Raw genomic sequence first — 20,859 nt, forward strand, 5'->3', positions numbered from 1 at the left:
GGGCGCTGCGCGCCCCTTTCGCGACACAAGGCCGCTCCTACAAGGGAATGCGATCTCCTGTAGGAGCGGCCTTGTGTCGCGATGGGCTGCAAAGCAGCCCCTTAGGCAGGCACAGCCTCCGCAGCCGCCTCCCGCTCCCACACCCGATGCCCCTCTACCGCTTTGACGAAGGCATCCACGGTCTTCTGCTCATCCCCCAGCAGCAACCCCTTGTCTTCTTTAAGCCCCAAGCTGCCCAAAAGGTCTTTGGTCACCACCATCGCCTTCAGGTGTTTGTAGCCCTCCAGCAGGAAGTGCTTGGCCAAACCACTGCCTGCCAGCGCATCGGTCGAGGCCTTGCCCGCTGGCACGACAATCCCGTCAAACATGATCGAGGGCATCCCTTCCATGGAGGCACCCACCGGCAGCTGCTTGCCGTCCGTGGCCATCACTGGTGCCGAGGTCGGCCCAAGCAGCATCGGCCGGGCACTGTGCGCCTCCAGAGCCTTGACCAGCTTGTCCACGCTGGCAGCGTCTACGCCATCTGCCACCAGCACGGCAATTTTGCGCCCCTTGATGCCAACCGAGCCCGGGTGGTTCATCTGGCTCAGGGCAGGCGACTGCGCAAGCTGGCTTCCCTTCACTTGCACAGTGCCTGCGTTCGGTGCAGGCAAACCGAGGTTGGCAGCAACCGCAGCCGCCAGCTTCAGGTCGATATTGGCGAGAATCTCATTCACTTCCCGAGCACGGATCGTCTCCCGCTCCACCTTGCCCAGCTCAAAGCTGTAAGCCTTGATGATGTGCTGCTGCTCGGTCGGGCTCATGCTCTGGAAGAACAACCGCGCCTGCGAGAAATGGTCGCCGAACGAATCGCTGCGCTGGCGGATCTTGTGCGCATCGATACGCTCCTGGTAGCTCTCGAAGCCGCCATCCTGCGCGGCTGGTGGCGTTTCCTTCGGCCAGCCACCGTCGATGGAGTTGGGCTCGTAGGATGCGCGACCCTTGTGCACCACATGCTGATGCAAGGCGTCACGCTGGTTGTTGTGGTTAGGGGCGACGGGGCGGTTTACCGGGATCTGGTGGAAGTTGGGCCCGCCGAGGCGGCTAAGCTGCGTGTCGGTGTAGGAGAACAGCCGTCCCTGCAACAAAGGGTCGTTGGTAAAGTCGATGCCAGGCACGATATGAGCCGGGCAGAACGCCACCTGCTCCACTTCGGCAAAGAAGTTGTCCGGGTTGCGATTCAGGACCATCTTGCCCAAAGGTGTAACCGGCACCAGTTCTTCCGGGATTATCTTGGTCGGGTCCAGCAGGTCGAAATCGAATTTGTGCTCGTCGGCTTCCGGCACGATCTGCACACCCAGTTCCCATTCAGGGTAATCACCCGTCTCGATAGCCTCCCACAGGTCGCGACGCTGGAAATCAGCATCCTTGCCTGCCAGCTTCTGCGCTTCGTCCCATAACAGGGAGTGCACACCCTGGCGCGGTTTCCAGTGGAATTTGACGAAACTGGCTACGCCCTGGGCGTTGATCAGGCGGAACGTATGCACCCCGAACCCTTCCATCATCCGCAAGCTGCGCGGGATAGCGCGGTCCGACATCGCCCACATGACCATATGGGCCGACTCCGGTACCAGCGAGACGAAATCCCAAAAGGTGTCATGGGCCGAAGCGCCGGTCGGGATCTCGTTGTGCGGTTCTGGCTTTACGGCGTGGACGAAATCCGGGAATTTGATCGCATCCTGGATGAAGAACACCGGCATGTTGTTGCCCACCAGGTCGAAGTTGCCCTCGTCGGTGTAGAACTTCACAGCAAAGCCCCTCACGTCACGCACGGTGTCGGCTGAGCCGCGCGGGCCTTGTACCGTGGAAAATCGCACGAAGACGGGCGTGACTTTCTCCGGGTCCTGCAGGAAGCCGGCTTTGGTCAGCTCGGCGTGGTTGCCATAGCTCTGGAAATAGCCATGCGCCCCTGTTCCTCGCGCATGCACGATGCGCTCAGGAATGCGCTCGTGGTCAAAGTGCGTGATCTTCTCGCGCATGATGAAATCTTCGAGCAACGAGGGGCCTCTATCACCCGCCTTGAGCGTGTTCTGGTTGTCAGCGATGCGCACCCCCTGGTTGGTACGCAACGCTTTGCCTGTGGCATCGCTTCGGTCAGCCTCCAGGCTCTGCAACTTGGTGTTGGTATTGGCCCGGTCCGGGGTCTGGGTGCCAGCGGCCTCGCTGTGCTTTGGCGCGTCCGTGTTCTTGCTGGGCATGATCGGCTCTCCTCGTCAGTCTTAAGGCATACCCGTTTCGGGCTGTGTGCAAGTAGTGACCGGGAGGCTTTGCCGAGCGTTCAATCAGGATTACCGGTTGTCGCGATATGCCCGAAGGATTGGTGCATTACGAAATAAATGCTAAGAACAGCTATGGGAAAAGGCTAAAATGCGCGACCCCAGCTAACCGCTGACCCAAATTCCATGCGCCCCACAAGGTTCGCTACGTGATCGAGTTCCAACAGGTACACAAGACCTACCGCGTCGCCGGTAGGGAAATCCCCGCACTGAATCCGACCAGCCTGACCATCGAAGATGGCCAGGTGTTCGGCCTGATCGGCCATTCCGGCGCCGGCAAGAGCACCATGCTGCGCCTGATCAACCGCCTGGAAGAGCCTTCCGGGGGCAAGATCATCGTCGACGGCGAAGACGTTACCGCGTTCAACGCGAGCCAGCTGCGCGGTTTCCGTCAGCAGGTCGGGATGATTTTCCAGCACTTCAACCTGCTGGCCTCCAAGACTGTCGCCGACAACGTCGCCTTGCCACTGACCCTGGCCGGCGAGCTGTCGCGCAGCGAAATCGACAAGCGCGTGACCGAGCTTCTGGCCCGCGTCGGCCTTTCCGACCATGCCAAAAAGTACCCGGCGCAGTTGTCCGGTGGCCAGAAGCAGCGCGTCGGCATCGCCCGCGCCCTGTCCACCAACCCGAAGATCCTGCTGTGCGACGAGGCCACCAGCGCCCTCGACCCGCAAACCACCGCCTCGGTCCTGCAATTGCTGGCCGAAATCAACCGTGAGCTGAAGCTGACCATCGTGCTGATCACGCACGAAATGGACGTGATCCGCCGGGTCTGCGACCGCGTGGCAGTGATGGACGCCGGCCAGATCGTCGAGCAGGGCTCGGTGGCCGAGGTGTTCCTGCACCCGCAGCACCCCACCACCAAGCGCTTCGTCCAGGAAGACGAGCAGGTTGACGAAGGCGAGCAGCGTGACGACTTCGCCCACGTGCCGGGCCGTATCGTGCGCCTGACCTTCCAGGGCGACGCCACCTACGCGCCGCTGCTGGGCACCGTGGCCCGCGAAACCGGTGTGGACTACAGCATCCTCGCCGGGCGTATCGACCGCATCAAGGATGTCCCCTATGGCCAGCTCACCCTCGCCCTGATCGGCGGTGACATGGAAGCGGCGTTCGCCCGCTTCAAGGCAGCTGACGTACATATGGAGGTACTGCGTTGATGGACGCCCTGAATTTCTTTGCCAACGTCGACTGGGCCGAAATCTGGCTGGCCAGCGTCGACACCATGATCATGCTGTTCGGCTCGCTGTTCTTCACCGTGCTGCTCGGCCTGCCGCTGGGCGTGCTGCTGTTCCTCTGCGGGCCAAAGCAGATGTTCGAGCAGAAGGGTGTGTATGCGCTGCTGTCGCTGATCGTCAACATCCTGCGCTCGCTGCCGTTCATCATCCTGCTGATCGTTATGATCCCGATCACAGTGCTGATCACAGGCACTTCCCTGGGCGTCGCCGGCGCCATTCCGCCGCTGGTGGTGGGTGCCACGCCGTTCTTCGCGCGCCTTGTGGAAACCGCCCTGCGTGAAGTGGACCGCGGCATCATCGAAGCCACTCAGTCGATGGGCGCCACTACCCGCCAGATCATCACCAGCGCACTGCTGCCGGAGGCTCGCCCGGGCATCTTCGCCGCCATTACCGTGACCGCCATCACCTTGGTTTCGTACACCGCCATGGCTGGTGTGGTCGGTGCCGGCGGCCTGGGCGACCTGGCCATCCGCTTCGGCTACCAGCGTTTCCAGACCGACGTGATGGTCGTCACAGTGGTGCTGTTGCTGGTACTGGTTCAAGTCCTGCAGAGCGTGGGCGACAAACTGGTCGTGCATTTTTCCCGTAAGTAACCCCAATGGGGTCGGCCCGGCCGACCCGTTCGGGGGCCGTCGCGGCCCTCACAAGGAGTGATCAATGAAGAAGCTGCTTGCTGTTGTCGCCGCTGTCGCGGCCTTCTCGGCCCACGCCGAGTCCCTGACCGTTGCCGCTACCCCGGTTCCGCACGCCGAGATCCTCAACTTCGTCAAACCTGTTCTGGCGAAAGAGGGCGTGGAGCTGAAGGTCAAGGAATTCACCGACTACATCCAGCCGAACGTGCAGGTGGCGGAAAAGCGCCTGGACGCCAACTTCTTCCAGCACCAGCCGTACCTGGATGAGTTCAACAAGGCCAAGGGTACCAAGCTGGTGAGCGTTGCCGGCGTGCACATCGAGCCGCTGGGCGTGTACTCGACCAAGATCAAGAAACTGGACGAGCTGTCCTCCGGCGCCACCGTGGTCATCCCCAACGACGCCACCAACGGCGGCCGCGCGCTGCTGCTGCTGGACAAGGCCGGCGTGATCAAGCTGAAGGACAACAAGAACATCCTGTCCACCGTGAAGGATGTTGCCGAGAACCCGAAAAGCCTGAAGTTCCGTGAGCTGGAAGCAGCCACGATCCCGCGTGTGCTGACCCAGGTCGATGCTGCCCTGATCAACACCAACTACGCGTTGGAAGCCAAGCTGAACCCGGAGAAAGACGCCCTGGTCATCGAAGGCAGCGACTCGCCTTACGTGAACATCCTGGTTGCCCGCCCGGACAACAAGGACTCGGACGCCATGAAAAAGCTGGCTGCTGCGCTGCACTCGCCTGAGGTGAAGCAGTTCATCAACGAGAAGTACAAAGGCGCTGTGGTTCCGGCGTTCTGATCCGAAATCCCCGGGGCCGCTTTGCGGCCCATTCGCCGGCAAGCCAGCTCCCACAGGTACAGCGCCAGCCTCAGGCCCTGTGAGGTCCCTGTGGGAGCCGGCTTGCCGGCGATTTGCCCTGGCAGGCAAACCATGAGGACCGAGGCGTACGCCGTACTTTGTGGGAGCGGCCTTGTGTCGCGATAGGCCTGCGCAGCAGGCCCAAAAATCTCAATCCCGCTTCACGAGCCCGGGCAACTGCGCCACCAGCTTCTGGTTGTTGAACGGCGCCCGAATGAACCCGCGCTGACGCCCATCCGGCCCCACAACCGCCAGGTTGCCGCTGTGATCAACGGTATACCCCGGCTTGCTGGTATCGGCCGGAATGAACGGAATGCTCAAGGCATTGGCCAGCTTCTGGGTATCCTCGATCGACCCCGCCACCCCGACGAAATCCTTGTCGAAATAGCCCAGGTACTGCTTCAGCTGGTTCGGCGTGTCGCGGTTCGGGTCAACGCTCACCAGCACCACCTGCAGCCGGTCGACGGCCTCCTTGGGCAGCTCGCTCTTCACCTGGCGCAACTGGGCCAGGGTGGTCGGGCAGATGTCCGGGCAGTAGGTGTAGCCGAAGAACAGCAGCGACCATTTGCCCTTCAGGTCATCCAGTTGCACCGGCTGGCCGTCCTGGTTGGTCATGGTCACGTCGGCCACGGTACGGCTCTGCGGCAGCAGGATGATGCCGGCATCGATCAGTTCGGTGGGGTTGGGCTGGTCGCGGCCATTGAGCACCTTGTTGACGGTCAGGCCCAGGATCAACGCGACCAGGGCAACGAGGATGAAGACGGTTTTCTGGGTTCGGGTCATAGGTTCAGCAGCAGGTAGTGGTCGAGGAGCAACGCGATGAACAGCGCGAACAGGTAGCCGATAGAGTACTTGAAGGTGCCGATCGCTGCGTGCGGCCGGCTGCCACGGTACAACACCCATGCCCATTGCAGGAAGCGCAGGCCTAGCACCAGGGCGCAAGCCAGGTACAGCGGGCCGCTCATGTGGATGGCATACGGCAGCAGGCTTACCGCCAGCAATACCAAGGTGTACAGCAGGATATGCAGCTTGGTGTAGCGCTCGCCGTGGGTCACCGGCAGCATCGGGATATCGGCCTTGGCGTACTCCTCCTTGCGGTGGATGGCCAAGGCCCAGAAGTGTGGTGGGGTCCACGCGAAGATGATCAGCACCAGCAGCAGGGGCTCGGCGCTGACATGCCCACTGACCGCCACCCAGCCCAGCAACGGCGGGGCGGCGCCGGCCAATCCGCCGATGACGATGTTCTGCGGCGTGGCGCGCTTGAGAAAGCCGGTGTAAAGCACCGCATAGCCGAGCAGGGAAGCCAGTGTCAGCCAGGCAGTGAGGGCGTTGGTGAACACCAGCAGCAGGGCCATGCCAAGTAGCGCCAGCGCCAGGGCGAACAGCAGCGCCGGCAGCGGCTCGACCCGGCCCTGGGCCAGCGGCCGCTTGTGGGTACGCGCCATCAGCGCGTCGATGCGTCGGTCCACCACATGGTTGACCACCGCCGCGCCGCCTGCACAAAAGCCGATGCCCAGGTTGCCGAACAGCAGCACGCTCCAGCTGACACCCGCACGGGTGGCAAGGAACATGCCCGCCAGCGAGGTGATCAGCATCAGCACCACCACCTTGGGCTTGGTCAGCTCCAGGTAGTCACGCCAACTGGCCCTCTGTGCGCTCAGAAGCGTCGCCACGAATCATTCCTCATGTGGTGGGAGATGCCCACGCCAGCCACGGGCCGCAGGCGCCAGCCATGGCCGACACCCACGCGAACCTTGTCGACCACGCGGATGCGGTAGTTCACCAGCACCATGCTCAGCAGCAACAGCGCCCCACCAGCGTTGTGCGCCACGGCCACGGCCAGCGGCAGGTGCAGCAGCACATTGCTGATGCCCAGGCCGACTTGCACCACCAGCGCCAGCAGCACCAGCCGCGCCAGGCCAGGGAGGCCGCAGCGGTGCAGCTTCCAGCTGAGCATCAGCAGCACGCAGGTCACCAGCAATGCGCCCAGGCGGTGGCTGATGTGGATGGCCGTTCGCGCATCACTGTCCAGCTGCCCGCCCAGGTAATTGGGCCCGACATGCTGGGTCAGGTGGAACCCGTTGCTGAAGTCCGCCGCCGGCCACCACTGGCCGTGGCAGGTGGGCAGGTCGATGCAGGCGACGGCCGCGTAATTGGCGCTGACCCAGCCGCCCAGGGCGATCTGGCCGATCACCACCAGCAAGGCCAGCGCGGCGATCCGGCGCAGGCTCAATGGCAGCTTTGGCAAGGGCGCAAAGGCCCGCGACAGACGCAGGGACAACAGGAACAACAAACTCAGGGTAGTGAAGCCGCCAAGTAGATGCGCGGTGACCACCTGCGGCCACAGCTTGAGGGTGACCGTCCACATGCCGAAGGCTGCCTGGGCCAGCACCACGCCCAGCAGCAGCAAGGGCAGGCGGTAAGGCTGGCCATCGCGGGCATGCCGGCGCAGCGCCTGCAAGGCGAGCAGGGCGATCACCATCGCCAGGGTGCCGGCGAAGTAGCGGTGGACCATCTCGGCCCAGCCCTTGGCGGCTTCCACCGGGTGTTCGGGGAAATGCAGCTCGGCATGAGCCAGCTGCGCTTCGCTCTTGGGCACGCTGATGAAGCCGTAGCAACCCGGCCAGTCCGGGCAGCCGAGGCCGGCGTGGGTCAGGCGGGTATAGGCACCGAGCAGGACAACCAGCAGTGCCAGCAAGGTGGCGAACACAGCAAGGCGGAATCCGGGTCTGGCCATGGCAGGCTCCTAGCCGATGTTGGACAGCTTGAGCAGGTGGCGCAGGTCGTCCAGCACATGCTTGCCGTTGACCTTGGCGTCGTAGCGCAGCACCAGGTTGCCGTGCGGGTCGACGATCCACAGCTGCGGGCCGGCCTCGCCGACTTTTTGCAGGTAGCGTTGCGCATCCAGCGGGTAACGCTGCAACTGTGGATATTCGCGACCGAGCAATGCCTGGTAGTCGGCGCTTGCCGGCTGGGCAGCCGCCAGGGCATGGCTGGCACGGCTAGCATCACGACCCAGACCGACCTGGATCTGCCGGGCCAGGTACACCAGCCGCTGGCAATCCTCGGCACAGGCTGTGGGTGCGCTCACCAGCAGCTGCCAGCGCTCGCCTTGGCCCGCCACGCCGAGATCGGCAAGGGTTTCCCCGTTGCCGATCATCACGCCGTGGTAGCTGCGGCCGTCCGGTACCCAGAACTTGAGCTTGTACATGCTGGTGGCCAGAACCATCGGCCCGAGCACCACCAGCAGAATCAACAGCAGCTGCAAACGCCCGCGGGCTCTGGGTTTGCTACGTTCAGGCACTTCCAGTGGAGTGGCGGTGGCCATGGCGTTTCTCCTTGTTGTGGCGCCAGCCGAAGTAGAGGTAGAGCAGTACCAAAGTGGTTGCCAGGGCAAACCACTGCACGGCGTAACCCAGGTGTTTTTCCGGGCCCATGGCAACGACCGGCCAGTCCAGGCGATAGGTCGCCGGGCCGGGTTCCAGGCGCAGCTCTTGGGCGAAGCCTTCGCGATCGAGCTGTTGCCATAACTGCGCGGCATCCACGGCGGTCAGCAGGTGCGGCCACTGGCCTCCTGCAGGGTCGGGATGCAGCTGGAACGTGCTGCCAGGCGCGACATATACCGAAGCGTCCAGCGCCAACGCCTGGGCAGGGGTATCGAAATGCACCGGCACGCGGCGGTCCGGCCAAGGCAGCCAGCCGCGGTTGACCAGCAGCCACACGCCGCTCGCCTGATCATGGAAGGGTTGCAGCAGTTCGACACCGGCCTGGCCGTCACGCATGCGGTTGTCCAGAAGCAAGCTGTGCTCTGCGTCGAAGCGGCCATAGAGATGCACGCGGCGGAAGGCATTGTCCTGGTTCGCTGTCAGCTGGGCCGTGGCCACGGGCGCTTCGACCCGCCGCTCGGCATAGGCGGCCAGCAGCACGCGCTTTTCCTCGGCACGGCCGAGTTGCCAGCAGCCAAGCGCGATCAGCCCCGGCAGCAGCGCAAGCACCACCAGGGTTGGTACCCAGCCCGGACGAAACGGCCTCATCGGAGCCTCGTCGGGCCGATCGCTATACTTATCCACATCACCGCATCCCCCCGGAGTATCGCCATGCTCAAGGCCGCGATTGTCCTGATGCTGTTGGCCACGATTGCCAGCCTGTTCAGCGGCCTGGTGTTTCTGGTCAAGGACGATGAAAACTCGACCCGTTTGCTGAAGGCACTGACCGTGCGGGTGACCCTGGCGGCCCTCACCATCGGCCTGGTGGCCTGGGGCTTCATCAGCGGTCAGCTGGTCTCACACGCCCCCTTCTGAAACTGCACTTGTTTTGATGGCCTCATCGCCGGCAAGCCAGCTCCCACAGGGATCACCTATGCTTCAGGCCCAATGAGACCCTGTGGGAGCTGGTTTGCCGGCGATTGGCCCTAAAGCACATACACAAAGATGAACAACCCCACCCACACCACATCGACGAAGTGCCAGTACCAACTGGCCGCCTCGAAACCAAAGTGTTTCTCCGGGTTGAAATGCCCGCGCAAGATGCGCACGAACATCACGATCAGGATGATCGTGCCCAAGGTCACGTGGGCGCCGTGGAAGCCGGTGAGCATGAAGAACGTCGCACCGTAGATACCCGACCCCAGCGTCAGCCCCAGCTTGGTATAGGCCTCGTGGTACTCGTAGGCCTGCAACGCGATGAAGCTGGCGCCCAGGACGATGGTCAGCGCCATCCAGAATTTCAGCGGGCCACGGTGGTCGCGGCGCAGGGCATGATGGGCGATGGTGATGGTCACGCTGGAGCTGACCAGCAAGATGGTGTTGATCAGCGGCAGGTGCCACGGGTCGATCACTTCCTTGGGCGGCGGGAACAGTTTCGGGTCGGGCGTGTGCAGCAGCGGCCAGGTGAATTCGAAGGTCGGCCACAACATGTGCGCAACACCCTTGGCCCCTTCACCGCCCAGCCACGGCCCGGCCAGCACGCGCACGTAGAACAGCGCACCGAAGAAGGCCAGAAAGAACATCACCTCGGAGAAAATGAACCAGCTCATGCCCCAGCGGAACGAGCGGTCCAGTTGCGGGCTGTACAGCCCCGCGCGGCTCTCCCGCACCACCGAACCGAACCAGCCGAACAGCATGTAGGCCAGGAACAACGCACCGATGAAGAAGATCAGCGGCCCGTGCGACTCGGGGTGGCCGGCCTTCATGTCGTTGAACCAGGTACCCAGGCCGAACACCGTGATGAACATGCCGATGGTGGCGATGATCGGCCACTTGCTCTGCGCCGGAACGTAATAGTGCTCATGACTTGCCATTGCTGTTCTCCTTCCCTTAACGGGCGCCCTGGACGTCCTGGGCCGCGACATGCGCGACCGGCGGGTGGCGAGCGGTGATGTCGAACAAGGTGTAGGCCAGTGTCAGGTGCTTCACGCTGGCCGGCAGGTCGCGGTCGACAATGAAGCGCACCGGCATCTCGATGCGTTCGCCGGGCTGCAGCACCTGCTGGGTGAAGCAGAAGCACTCGGTCTTGTGGAAGTACGCCGCAGCCTCGGCCGGGGTGATGCTGGGGATGGCTTGCGCACTCATCGGCCGGTCGGTCGGGTTATGGGCGATGAAGATCATCTGGTTCACCGCACCCGGGTTGACCTCCAACTGGTCGGCGGTGGAGTAGAAGTCCCAGACCATGTCGCTGGCATTGGTCGACATGAACTGCACCCGCACCGAACGCGTCGGGTCGCTGACCTGGCTGCCTTCGTACTGCCCTCCGGTCTTGCCGTTGATGCCGAAGGCCTTGCACATCACGTCATAGATAGGCACCAGGGCGAAGCCGAAGGCGAACATCACCACCGTCAGCATCAACAGGCGCAACACCAGACGTTTCAGCGAAAGGCCGTTCATGGCACGGTTCCTATTTCACTTCCGGTGGCGTCTGGAAGGTGTGGTAGGGCGCAGGCGATGGGATCGACCACTCTAGGCCCTCGGCGCCATCCCATGGCTTGGCCGGTGCCGGCGCGCCGCCGCGGATGCACTTGATGACGATGAACAGGAAGAATATCTGCGTGGCGCCGAACATGAACGCGCCGATCGACGACACCATGTTGAAGTCGGCGAACTGCAGGTTGTAGTCGGGGATCCGCCGTGGCATGCCGGCCAGCCCCACGAAGTGCATGGGGAAGAAGGCCATATTCATGCCGACGAACGATAGCCAGAAGTGCAGCTTGCCGAGGGTTTCGTCGTACATGTGGCCGGTCCATTTCGGCAGCCAGTAGTAGGCCGAGGCGAAGATGCCGAAGATCGCCCCAGGCACCAGTACATAGTGAAAGTGCGCTACCACGAAGTAGGTGTCGTGGTACTGGAAGTCCGCCGGGGCGATGGCGAGCATCAGCCCGCTGAAACCGCCGATGGTGAACAGGATGACAAAGGCGATGGCGAACAGCATCGGCGTTTCGAAGGTCAGCGAGCCTTCCCACATGGTGCTGACCCAGTTGAACACCTTCACCCCGGTAGGCACGGCGATCAGCATGGTGGCGTACATGAAGAACAGCTCGCCGACCACGGGAATACCGACCACGAACATGTGGTGGGCCCAGACGATGAACGACAGGAAGGCAATGGCGCCGGTGGCGTACACCATCGAGGTGTAGCCGAACAGCGGCTTGCGCGAGAACGCCGGGATGATCGAGCTGACCGCGCCGAAGGCCGGCAGGATCATGATGTACACCTCGGGGTGGCCGAAGAACCAGAACACGTGCTGGAACAGCACCGGGTCACCACCGCCGGCGGCACTGAAGAAGCTGGTACCGAAGTGGATGTCCATCAGCATCATGGTCACGACGCCGGCCAGCACCGGCATCACCGCAATCAGCAGGAATGCGGTAATCAGCCAGGTCCAGACGAACAGTGGCATCTTCATCAAGGTCATGCCTGGGGCGCGCAAGTTGAGGATGGTGGCGATCACGTTGATCGCGCCCATGATCGAGCTGATGCCCATCAGGTGGATGGCAAAGATGAAGAAGGTGACGCTGGCCGGCGCGTAGGTGGTGGACAGCGGGGCGTAGAAGGTCCAGCCGAAGTTGGGCCCGCCGCCCGGGCTGAACAGGGTCGAAACCAGCAACAGGAAAGCAGCCGGCAGCAGCCAGAAGCTGAAGTTGTTCATCCGCGGCAGGGCCATGTCGGGCGCGCCGATCATCAGCGGGATCATCCAGTTGGCCAGGCCGACGAAGGCCGGCATCACCGCACCGAACACCATTATCAGGCCGTGCATGGTGGTCATCTGGTTGAAGAACTCCGGCTGGACGATCTGCAGGCCGGGCTGGAACAGCTCGGCGCGGATCACCATGGCGAACGAGCCGCCGAGCAGGAACATGATGAAGCTGAACCACAGGTACATCGTGCCGATGTCCTTGTGGTTGGTGGTCAGCACCCAGCGCATCAGGCCCTTGGCCGGGCCGTGCGCATGGTCATGGCCGTGGGCGTGGTCGTCGATCACTGCACTCATGTCCTGTCTCCTGCAATCCATTGATTGCCGCGAGTAACCCGGTTCATTGCGCTTCTGCCTGCTTCAGCGCCAGCACGTCCTTCGGCGTGACCATGTCACCCTTGTTGTTGCCCCAGGCGTTGCGCTCGTAGGTGACCACGGCGGCGATGTCGACTTCCGAGAGCTGCTTGCCGAACGCGGCCATGGCAGTGCCAGGCTTGCCGTGGAATACGATGCCCAGATGGGCTTCCTTCGGCCCGGTGGCGATCTTCGAGCCCTTGAGCGCAGGGAACATCGGCGGCAGGCCCTGGCCTTCGGCCTGGTGACAGGCCACGCAGGTGGTGTGGTAGACCTTGTCACCACGTTCCACCAGCTCCTCCAGGGTCCATTCCTTGCTGGTCAGTTCCTTGAGCTTGGCAGCTTCAGCCTTGCGCTCGCCCAGCCAGGTGTCGTAGTCGGCCTTGGACTTGACCTCGACCACCACCGGCATGAAACCGTGGTCCTTGCCGCACAGCTCGGTGCATTGGCCGCGGTAGATGCCGGGCTTCTCGATACGGGTCCAGGCTTCGTTGACGAAACCGGGGATGGCATCACGCTTGACCGCGAAGGCCGGCACCCACCAGGAGTGGATGACATCGGCAGCGGTTACCAGGAAGCGCACCTTGGCGCCAACCGGCAGCACCAGCGGCTGGTCGACTTCGAGCAGGTAGTGCTCGTCCTTGGGTGCCTTGTTGTGGATCTGCTCGGTGGGGGTGGCCAGGTTGCTGAAGAACTCCACGTCCTGGCCGAGGTATTTGTAGTGCCACTTCCACTGGTAGCCGGTAACCTGGATATCGATGTCCGACTCGCCGGCATCGTAGATGTCGATCAGGGTCTTGGTGGCCGGGATGGCCATGGCCACCAGGATCAGGAAGGGGACCACGGTCCAGAGGATTTCCACCCAGGTGTGCTCGTGGAAATGCGCAGCCTGCTGGCCGGTGGAACGGCGGTGGATGACCATGGACCAGAACATCGCGCCAAAGACAACGATGCCGATGATCACGCAGATCCAGAAGATGGTCATGTGCAGGTCGAAGACGGCGTTGGAGACTTCCGTCGCGCCTGGGTGCATGTTCACGGTCCAGGCGGCGTTGGCCTGACCAAAAACCGACCACAACAGGAGGCCCATCCAGACATGTGGATGTCGCATCATTGCGGGTTCCCCTTCTCGTTCTTGTAGTCCCGGAGGCGTGGCCTGCGGCAAGAGGGAACGGTGGTCAAGACTACCTGGCTTCGACGACCGAGCCCCTGCTAAAAGCAGTCGGGCCTCATCAACGAATCACGTTCACCGGGAGTATAGACAGCGACCAACGGCACGCAACGAAGCCCGTGAAATGAACTTCATGAAATGGCTGAATGGCCTGAAAACCGCGCGCTTGACACGGCATGGCACAATAATGGCTTTTCGATATGCCTGAGCATGCACACGTTTGCGCGACTTATAACAAATGCGTCTTAGGTATTCTGTATACCGAGCTAATTTAGTGTCTTCCGTTTGAAACGTAATGTCCCTGGAGTTGTCATGAACATCGCTGCTGTACGCGAGCAGGTAAGCCAAGCCCATCAACACGAAGGCCAGACCGGCCAACTGAAAAAGCGTCTCGAGCTGCAACTGCCCCACCTGCACCCCTCGATCCAACTGCCTGAGCAGGACGCCCAGGGTACTTTGGCGCGCTTCGTCAGCGCCTACATCGACCAGGTTCCGGAACTGCTGGAGGCCGCCCATGAGGTCGCCCGCGAGGCCGGGATCGAATCGCAGATCAAACCTGTACTGAAAATCGCCGAAGCCTACTTCCTGCAGCCGCCCAGCGTGATGCAAGGGCATGTGGGCCTGGACTGCCTGCTGGATGAGGCCTACCTGGCGCACCGCCTGGTGGAAGAGGTGAACGACCTGTACATCCGTCACTTCCAGCAACCGTTGATCCCGGTCGACACCACCGTCGCCAACCTGATTGCCCACCAGTTGATTGGCGAGACGTTTGCCAATCAGCTGGATGAAGTGGTGCACCACTCGGTGGATGAAATGTTGAATGATGAAAGCTTCGCGGTGGAATCGGTGGAAACCTACCGCGAGAAATTGAGCAGCCCGGAAACAGGCGCGGCGTGGAAGCGCTGGCCGTGCCTGTCACGGCAGCTGGGGGTGGAGCTGGGCCAGCCGGCCTGAAGTTCCTGTCCCGGCCTCTTCGCGGGCACGCCCGCTCCCACAGGGAAAGCACATGCCTTGATGACTGTGGATTACCTGTGGGAGCGGGCGTGCCCGCGAAAGGGCCGGCTCATGCAGCAAAGATTCCGGCTCTAGGCCCCAACCCCGGCCGTAGTCCGCATCCGCCCCTCGATCCGCCGCTTCAAGCGCCGCTGCTCGATCAGCAACCGCGACCCATTTGCTGAATTACTGCGGCCCCAATCTTCAAGCAGCTCAAGGCACGAGTGGTCGATATAGCTGAGGTTACCCAACGGCACATGCAGGGTGGTCCCCGCCGGTACGCTATCCAGCACCTGGGTCAGCGCCGGCACCTTGAGGAAAGTGGCCGCGCCACTCAACCGCAGCTCCATGTGTCCAGCCTTCTCCAGGCTGACCAGGTTGATCTTCAACCGCGCCGCCTTCAGTGCCAGCTTCAGCAAGGTCAGGGCAAAGCCCAGCAATACACCGGTCAGCAGGTCGGTAAAGATGATCGCCAGCGCCGTCGCCGCGTAGGTGAACATCGGCATGCGGCCATAGCGGCCCAGCCCACGAAACGCCTTGAAATCCACCAGCTTGACCCCGGTGAACACCAGCACACCCGCCAGGCTCGCCACCGGGATCTGCTGCAGCACGCTGCTCAACGCCACAACGAACGCCAGCAGCCACAGGCCATGGAAGATCGCCGAAGCCCGGGTCTGCGCACCTGCCTGCACGTTGGCCGAGCTACGCACGATCACCCCGGTCATCGGCAACGCACCGAGCACCCCGCACAGCATGTTGCCGATGCCCTGGGCCGACAGCTCACGATCAAAGTCCGAACGCTGGCCGCTGTGCATACGGTCGACCGCTGCAGCCGACAACAAGGTTTCGGCACTGGCGATGAAGGCCAGGGCAAATGCGGCGACCAACAAGGTAGGGTCGGCCAGTTGCATCAGGTCACCAGGGCGGATCCAGTCGATGGCCTCGGACAGGTCGGCCGGCACCTGTACGCGGTTCACCGGCAAAGCCAGCCAGATGCTGATGGCCGTCATGGCCGACACACCCAGCAGGGCACCCGGGACGAAGCGCAGCCGCTGCGGTCGCAGCCGCTCCCAGCTCCACATGATGGCGATGGTGCCTAGGCCAAGCGCACCGGCCATCCAACCAGAGCCGGCGCTTTCCTGCGGTAGGGCGGCGGCCACGGTCGCCGGGAACTCCAGCAGGTTCTGCATGCCGGATGGCTGCGGCGCGGTGTCGAACATCACATGCACCTGCGAAAGCACGATCAGCACGCCAATCCCCGCCAACATGCCGTACACCACCGCCGGTGCGGTAACCCGGAACCAGCAGCCCAGGCGCATGCGCCCGGCCAGTAACTGCAGCAAGCCGGCCAGCAGCAGGATCGGCCCGAGCATGGCCATGCCGTGCTGGCGTACCAGCTCGAATACCAATACCGCCAGACCGGCGGCCGGGCCACTGACCTGCAGCGGCGAACCGGCGAGGAAACCAACGACAATACCGCCGATAATGCCGGTAATCAGGCCTTTGGCCGGCGGCATGCCAGAGGCGATCGCAATGCCCATGCACAACGGCAGTGCCACCAGGAAGACCACCACCGACGCCAGCAACTCACGCGGCAGGGCCGCTTTCAACTGTGTAATGTTCACCGTGTTTCTCCTTTCTTTGTCACACAGCCATTCCCCTGGCCGTGGGCACGTTTGCCCCTGACGAGCGCGCAGGCGCGGGCCGCCAGCGGGCGTGCCGGCAAGGCAGTCAGGGAATTCAAGGCAGCCGAAGGCCGTGCCACACCCCTACGGGGTGCAGCCGGCTATCAAGGTTCCAGCGGGTGGATGGGTCGCTTAGTAGCGGCCTCTCGGAGTAGCGCAGGGGACCGGCTCGCCAGCAGCCAAGGGCAGGAAGGTATCGCTGGCGGCGTCGTAGGCTTCGATCTTGCTGGTCTCGATGTCGTAGACCCAGCCATGGATGTACAGCTCACCGGCTGCCAGGCGCGAAGCCACCGAAGGGTGGGTGCGCAGGTGATGCAGCTGGGCGATGACGTTTTCCTTGGTCAGCACCTGCATGGTTTCGTGTTCGCTGCCGCACGAGCAGTTGTTCTCGACCACGGTGCGGGCCACTTCGGCGTGGCGCAACCAGGCGGACACGGTCGGCATCTTGGTCAGCGATTGCGGGTTGAGTACGGCACGCATGGCGCCGCAGTCGGAGTGCCCGCAGACGATGATGTGATGCACTTTCAACGCCAGTACGGCGTATTCGATGGCGCTGGAAACGCCGCCGTTCATCTGGCCATACGGCGGTACCACGTTACCGACGTTACGGGTCACGAACAGGTCGCCAGGTGAACTCTGGGTGATCAGCTCGGGAACGATGCGCGAGTCGGCGCAGGTGATGAACATGGCTCGCGGGGTTTGCGCGGTGGCGAGCTTCTTGAACAGCTCTTGCTGCTCGGGGAAAACGTCATGGTGAAAACGCAGGAAGCCGTCGACGATGTGCTTCAGGGCGGCATCGGCGCTCTCCGCGGGGACCTGCGGTACGACCTTGGATGGGTCCTTGACGGGCATGATTCATCCTCTTGACGGTGTGTAGGTAAATCCATTTTACCGGTGAAAGATTCTGGCTATGCAGGGATTTAGATGACACGCACGGGCCATAGATCACAGTCGGTGAAGACTGATTTCCTACGCTAGCGGGGAAAACTTAACTGAAACTTAATTCGAAGGCTCTAGAACGGGTGTTCCAGATAGGAAAGGCGGATATTGGATAATAGCAAAAAAACATCAACTGCCAAGAGCCATTACTGCAATTATCAACTTTAATTAGTTGCATTGAGGGCTGGCAATGCGCCACATGCGGGCACCCGGAACCTGCGCAGAACCTGTGGGAGTGGGCGTGCCCGCGAAGGAGGCAACTCGGTACATGGCACCGGCTGTGCCGGTGTTCGCGGGCGCGCCCGCTCCCACAAAGACCGTACTCTGCTCAAGCATCAGAACAACGCCATCTGCCCACCCGGCGGGCAAAACGCCGAACAATCCAGCGCCTGCGCTTCTCGCCCTTCGAACTCCAGCCGATTCATGGCCTTGGCAAAACGCTGCGCCAGCAATTCGGCAAACACGCCTTCACCGCGCATGCGCGCACCAAAGCGGCTGTCATACAGTTCGCCGCCGCGGCTCTGGCGGATCAGGCTCAATACATGTGCCGCCCGCTGCGGGTAATGGTCCTGCAGCCATTGCTCGAACAACGGTGCCACTTCCAGCGGCAGGCGCAACATCATGTAGGCTGCGCTCTGTGCACCTGCCTCCCTCGCCGCCTCCAGCAGCCGTTCCAGTTCACTGTCGTTGATCATCGGAATCATCGGCGAACACAACACGCCCACCGGCACTCCCGCCTCGCGCAACACGCGGATCGCCCGCAAGCGCGCCTTGGGTGACGCCGCACGCGGTTCCAGCACCCGTTTCAAGTCATCGTCCAGCGTGGTCAGGCTGATCATCACCCGCACCAGGCGCTGGCGAGCCATCTCGGCCAGCAGGTCGAGGTCGCGCAGCACCAGCGCCCCCTTGGTGACGATGGTCACCGGGTGGCGAAAACGCAGTAGCACTTCGAGCAGGCGACGGGTCAGCAGTTGTTCACGCTCGATCGGCTGGTACGGGTCGGTATTGGAACCCAGGTTGATCGGCGCGCACACGTAACCCGGTTTGTTCAATTGTTGCGCAAGCACCTCGGCGGCGTTGGTCTTGGCAATCAGTTTTGTCTCGAAATCCAGGCCGGGGGAAAGGTCCCAGTAAGCGTGGGAAGGGCGGGCATAGCAGTAGATGCAACCGTGCTCGCAGCCACGGTATGGGTTGATGGAACGGTCGAAGGGCAGGTCGGGCGAGGTATTGCGGCTGATCACCGATTTGGCCGTCTCTACCCGTACCTCGGTGCCCTGGGTTTGCGGCACCTCCTGATACCAGCCGTCATCCTCCGCCATCGAATGGCTGGGGGCAAAGCGGTTGTGCGGATTGTGCGCCGTGCCACGGCCCTTTTGCGGTGCTGGAGGAATCATGGCCTACCCCGAATACTGTATTCATGTACAGTATCGCGCATGCCTGATTCTTTCCAGCACCTCCGGTCAGCCCACTCTCACTTCAGGCCATGCCAACGCAGGAAGGGCAGTTGGCTTGACTGCCGGCCGAGAAACGCCTCAATACCGTCACGTAAAGGTCGCGATGCCCCAGGGGCAAGCAATGTCTCCTGCAGCGCCCGGCCTGTGGCCCGGTCCAGCAGGCCTTGGGCCTCGAAGCGGGTGAACAGGTCGAATGCGTGCACGTCCGACCACAGATAGGCGTAATAACCGGCATCGTAGCCATTTACCAGATGGTCGAAGGCATGCGCCGGGTGCTCGAAATCGGCCAAGGGCCAGTAGCCACAACGCTCACGAGCATCGCCCAGGCGCTGCTCGAGGGACCGGCCATCGTTCGGCGTGCCATGCAGGTCCAGATCGAACAGCGCCATGCTCAGGTCGCGCGCGGTTTCTTCCACACCTTGCTGCCGCAAGCGGCGCAGGCATTCATCGACCCGGGCCTGGGAAAGCTTGCTGCCATCCTGAAGTGGCGAAGAGATCGCCACCAGGTAATCCGCGTCCCAGACCCAGCGCTCAAACAGCTTGCCGAACAGTTCCACGCCATCGGTACCGAGTTCGGTGACGTTGGACATCACGTGGTTGGTCGTGCGCACCAGCAAATGGTGCAAGGCATGGCCAAATTCATGGAACAGCTTGCGCAGTGATAGATGGTCCAGTAACGGCTGGCTACCCGGCAGCGCTGCAGGCACGTCGCTGTAGACCACCACCGAGGCCGCCTGGAAGATTCCCTCGGCATCGACCCGGCGGTTGCGAATGTAGGTGGTGAACACCGAGTCAGGTTGCTTGCCGGCATGCTGTACGGCGTCCAGGTACAGGAGACCGATCAAGGCGTTGTCCTGCCACACCTCGAACGGTTGCACGCTGTCATCCCAGGTTGCCAGCGGCTTGGCCAGCAGCGTTACGCCAAACAGTTTTTCCGCCAACTGCTGCAATGCGCTGACCACGGCATTCAGAGGGAAGTGTTCGCGCAAGGCTTCGGTGGAAAGCACCTCGCGCGACGAGGCCTGCAGGTAGGCAATGTCCCAGGGCTGGACATTCCCCAGACCTTTGGCTGCGGCCTGATGCTGCATATCTGCACGCCACTGCAGCACGGCCGGCCGCACATGGTCGGCAAGGTCATGAAGAAAGCCGCGCACCTGGGCAACCGAACCCGCGCTCTTCGAATGCAGGCTCTGCTCCAGATGGCTGGCAAAACCGAGCAAGTGGGCCTTTTCTTCCAGCAGCCTCGCCAGTTGCTCCAGGTGCGAGCGATTATCCTGCTGTTGGCCAAGGCCGACGCCTCGGGTGTTGTAAGCCCGGTATACGTGCTCACGCAGCTGCCGGTTGTCGGCATGCTTGAGCACGGCGTCGGTAGTCACGCTTTCACATGCAATCAACCAACCCGGCTCAACCGCCTCCTGTGCCCTGCTAGCCAGCTCGTCACGGATGCGTTGAGGTACACCGCTCAGTTCGGACTCATCCGTAATGCTCAGCCCTGGCCGGTTGATGTTGCTGCGAAACGCCTCGCGCGCAGCGCCAATCCGTTTCAGCAGTTCGGCCAGGCGTACCTTGCCTGCGGGGTCGAGCGATGCACCACTGGAGGTGAACTTGTGCAGATGCCAGCGCAGCGTGGCGCGTTTCTGGGCATCCAGCTGCTTGCCGATGTCGCTGTTGGCCAAGCGCTCATACAGGGCCTGCAGTGCTGAATTGGCGAATTTCTGTTCGAACCGCTCCGTGGCCTTGGCGAAGAAGTCGAAGATGGCAACGGCCCAGGCTTGATCCCGACCAACCAATGGCGAGGCGGCATACAACACCGTCAGCAGTTGACTATCCAGCCCGTCCACCGCCAGCACCATGTCATCCCAGGTTGGCAGTGCCTGCTGTTCGCGAATGATGCGCTCGATGCCTTGCTCGTGCACCAACAGCACGTGGTCGAAGGCAAACTGCATGTTTTGAAGCGTGATCGAAGGATAATCGACGGGGATACGGCTATTTTGCAGAAGGGGGTTGTCCATGGTGCAACACCTTGCTCGTAGAGAAGAG

General features: G+C 62.4%; 19 protein-coding genes. 5 read left to right on the plus strand and 14 right to left on the minus strand.

Annotated features, from left to right (window positions below; genetic code table 11):
• Positions 1-101: 101 nt before the first annotated feature.
• A complete protein-coding gene (gene katE / locus IMX18_RS23970) occupies positions 102-2,237 on the minus strand; it encodes a catalase HPII (protein ID WP_015268470.1) in 2,136 nt (711 codons plus the stop codon).
• Between the two features lie 227 nt (positions 2,238-2,464).
• Between katE and IMX18_RS23975 the strand changes: the two genes are divergently transcribed.
• The 3 genes from IMX18_RS23975 to IMX18_RS23985 all read left to right on the plus strand — a co-directional run bounded on the left by IMX18_RS23975 (position 2,465) and on the right by IMX18_RS23985 (position 4,978).
• Positions 2,465-3,472, plus strand: a complete 1,008-nt coding sequence (locus tag IMX18_RS23975; RefSeq protein WP_061305075.1) for a methionine ABC transporter ATP-binding protein — start codon at positions 2,465-2,467, stop codon at positions 3,470-3,472.
• Positions 3,472-4,143 (plus strand): methionine ABC transporter permease, encoded by a 672-nt coding sequence (locus IMX18_RS23980; protein ID WP_013970307.1) that lies wholly within the window; start codon positions 3,472-3,474, stop codon positions 4,141-4,143. The genes IMX18_RS23975 and IMX18_RS23980 overlap by 1 nt, the downstream gene beginning before the upstream one ends.
• A gap of 64 nt (positions 4,144-4,207) precedes the next feature.
• On the plus strand, positions 4,208-4,978 hold the full coding sequence (locus IMX18_RS23985; protein WP_100413574.1) for a MetQ/NlpA family ABC transporter substrate-binding protein: 771 nt from the start codon (positions 4,208-4,210) through the stop codon (positions 4,976-4,978).
• A gap of 210 nt (positions 4,979-5,188) precedes the next feature.
• On the opposite strand, the gene IMX18_RS23990 is transcribed toward IMX18_RS23985, so the two are convergent.
• The 5 genes from IMX18_RS23990 to IMX18_RS24010 are packed head-to-tail and all read right to left on the minus strand — an operon-like array spanning position 5,189 to position 9,072.
• Positions 5,189-5,821, minus strand: coding sequence for an SCO family protein (locus IMX18_RS23990; RefSeq protein WP_013970305.1), 633 nt, complete (start codon positions 5,819-5,821; stop codon positions 5,189-5,191).
• Positions 5,818-6,711: a heme o synthase gene (gene cyoE / locus IMX18_RS23995; protein ID WP_013970304.1), complete on the minus strand. Its 894-nt coding sequence runs from the start codon at positions 6,709-6,711 to the stop codon at positions 5,818-5,820. Before cyoE ends, IMX18_RS23990 begins: the two co-directional genes overlap by 4 nt.
• Complete coding sequence (locus IMX18_RS24000; RefSeq protein ID WP_015268468.1) at positions 6,696-7,775, minus strand: COX15/CtaA family protein; 1,080 nt, start codon at positions 7,773-7,775, stop codon at positions 6,696-6,698. Before IMX18_RS24000 ends, cyoE begins: the two co-directional genes overlap by 16 nt.
• Before the next feature lie 9 nt (positions 7,776-7,784).
• Positions 7,785-8,366, minus strand: a complete 582-nt coding sequence (locus IMX18_RS24005) for a hypothetical protein (RefSeq protein WP_139657929.1) — start codon at positions 8,364-8,366, stop codon at positions 7,785-7,787.
• Positions 8,335-9,072 carry an SURF1 family protein gene (locus IMX18_RS24010; protein WP_139657928.1) on the minus strand — a complete coding sequence of 246 codons (738 nt, stop codon included), beginning with the start codon at positions 9,070-9,072 and terminating at the stop codon, positions 8,335-8,337. The genes IMX18_RS24005 and IMX18_RS24010 overlap by 32 nt, the downstream gene beginning before the upstream one ends.
• Positions 9,073-9,135: 63 nt before the next feature.
• Between IMX18_RS24010 and IMX18_RS24015 the strand changes: the two genes are divergently transcribed.
• Complete coding sequence (locus IMX18_RS24015) at positions 9,136-9,339, plus strand: twin transmembrane helix small protein (RefSeq protein ID WP_003258925.1); 204 nt, start codon at positions 9,136-9,138, stop codon at positions 9,337-9,339.
• A gap of 110 nt (positions 9,340-9,449) precedes the next feature.
• Here IMX18_RS24015 and IMX18_RS24020 read toward each other — a convergent pair whose 3' ends face one another.
• From IMX18_RS24020 to coxB, 4 genes are read right to left on the minus strand one after another with little or no spacing between them, the layout of a single operon-like run.
• Positions 9,450-10,337 carry a cytochrome c oxidase subunit 3 gene (locus IMX18_RS24020; RefSeq protein WP_100413576.1) on the minus strand — a complete coding sequence of 296 codons (888 nt, stop codon included), beginning with the start codon at positions 10,335-10,337 and terminating at the stop codon, positions 9,450-9,452.
• Positions 10,338-10,353: 16 nt separating this feature from the next.
• Positions 10,354-10,920: a cytochrome c oxidase assembly protein gene (locus tag IMX18_RS24025; protein WP_015268464.1), complete on the minus strand. Its 567-nt coding sequence runs from the start codon at positions 10,918-10,920 to the stop codon at positions 10,354-10,356.
• Between the two features lie 10 nt (positions 10,921-10,930).
• Positions 10,931-12,520: a cytochrome c oxidase subunit I gene (gene ctaD / locus IMX18_RS24030; protein ID WP_015268463.1), complete on the minus strand. Its 1,590-nt coding sequence runs from the start codon at positions 12,518-12,520 to the stop codon at positions 10,931-10,933.
• A gap of 43 nt (positions 12,521-12,563) precedes the next feature.
• Positions 12,564-13,691, minus strand: a complete 1,128-nt coding sequence (gene coxB / locus IMX18_RS24035; protein ID WP_217190017.1) for a cytochrome c oxidase subunit II — start codon at positions 13,689-13,691, stop codon at positions 12,564-12,566.
• A 369-nt stretch (positions 13,692-14,060) separates the two neighbouring features.
• On the opposite strand from coxB, the gene IMX18_RS24040 reads away from it, so the two are divergent.
• Positions 14,061-14,702, plus strand: coding sequence for a hypothetical protein (locus IMX18_RS24040; protein ID WP_100413578.1), 642 nt, complete (start codon positions 14,061-14,063; stop codon positions 14,700-14,702).
• A 131-nt stretch (positions 14,703-14,833) separates the two neighbouring features.
• On the opposite strand, the gene IMX18_RS24045 is transcribed toward IMX18_RS24040, so the two are convergent.
• The 4 genes from IMX18_RS24045 to IMX18_RS24060 form a co-directional block, all read right to left on the minus strand.
• Positions 14,834-16,366 (minus strand): SulP family inorganic anion transporter, encoded by a 1,533-nt coding sequence (locus IMX18_RS24045; RefSeq protein WP_217190016.1) that lies wholly within the window; start codon positions 16,364-16,366, stop codon positions 14,834-14,836.
• Between the two features lie 192 nt (positions 16,367-16,558).
• The gene (locus IMX18_RS24050) at positions 16,559-17,278 is read right to left on the minus strand and encodes a carbonic anhydrase (protein WP_013970295.1); all 720 of its coding nucleotides are present in this window, start codon (positions 17,276-17,278) and stop codon (positions 16,559-16,561) included.
• Positions 17,279-17,700: 422 nt separating this feature from the next.
• Positions 17,701-18,759 (minus strand): PA0069 family radical SAM protein, encoded by a 1,059-nt coding sequence (locus IMX18_RS24055; protein ID WP_015268460.1) that lies wholly within the window; start codon positions 18,757-18,759, stop codon positions 17,701-17,703.
• A 77-nt stretch (positions 18,760-18,836) separates the two neighbouring features.
• On the minus strand, positions 18,837-20,831 hold the full coding sequence (locus IMX18_RS24060; RefSeq protein WP_217190015.1) for a M3 family metallopeptidase: 1,995 nt from the start codon (positions 20,829-20,831) through the stop codon (positions 18,837-18,839).
• Positions 20,832-20,859 lie beyond the last annotated feature (28 nt).

The organism is Pseudomonas shirazica, from assembly GCF_015168335.1.
GTDB lineage: Bacteria > Pseudomonadota > Gammaproteobacteria > Pseudomonadales > Pseudomonadaceae > Aquipseudomonas > Aquipseudomonas asiatica.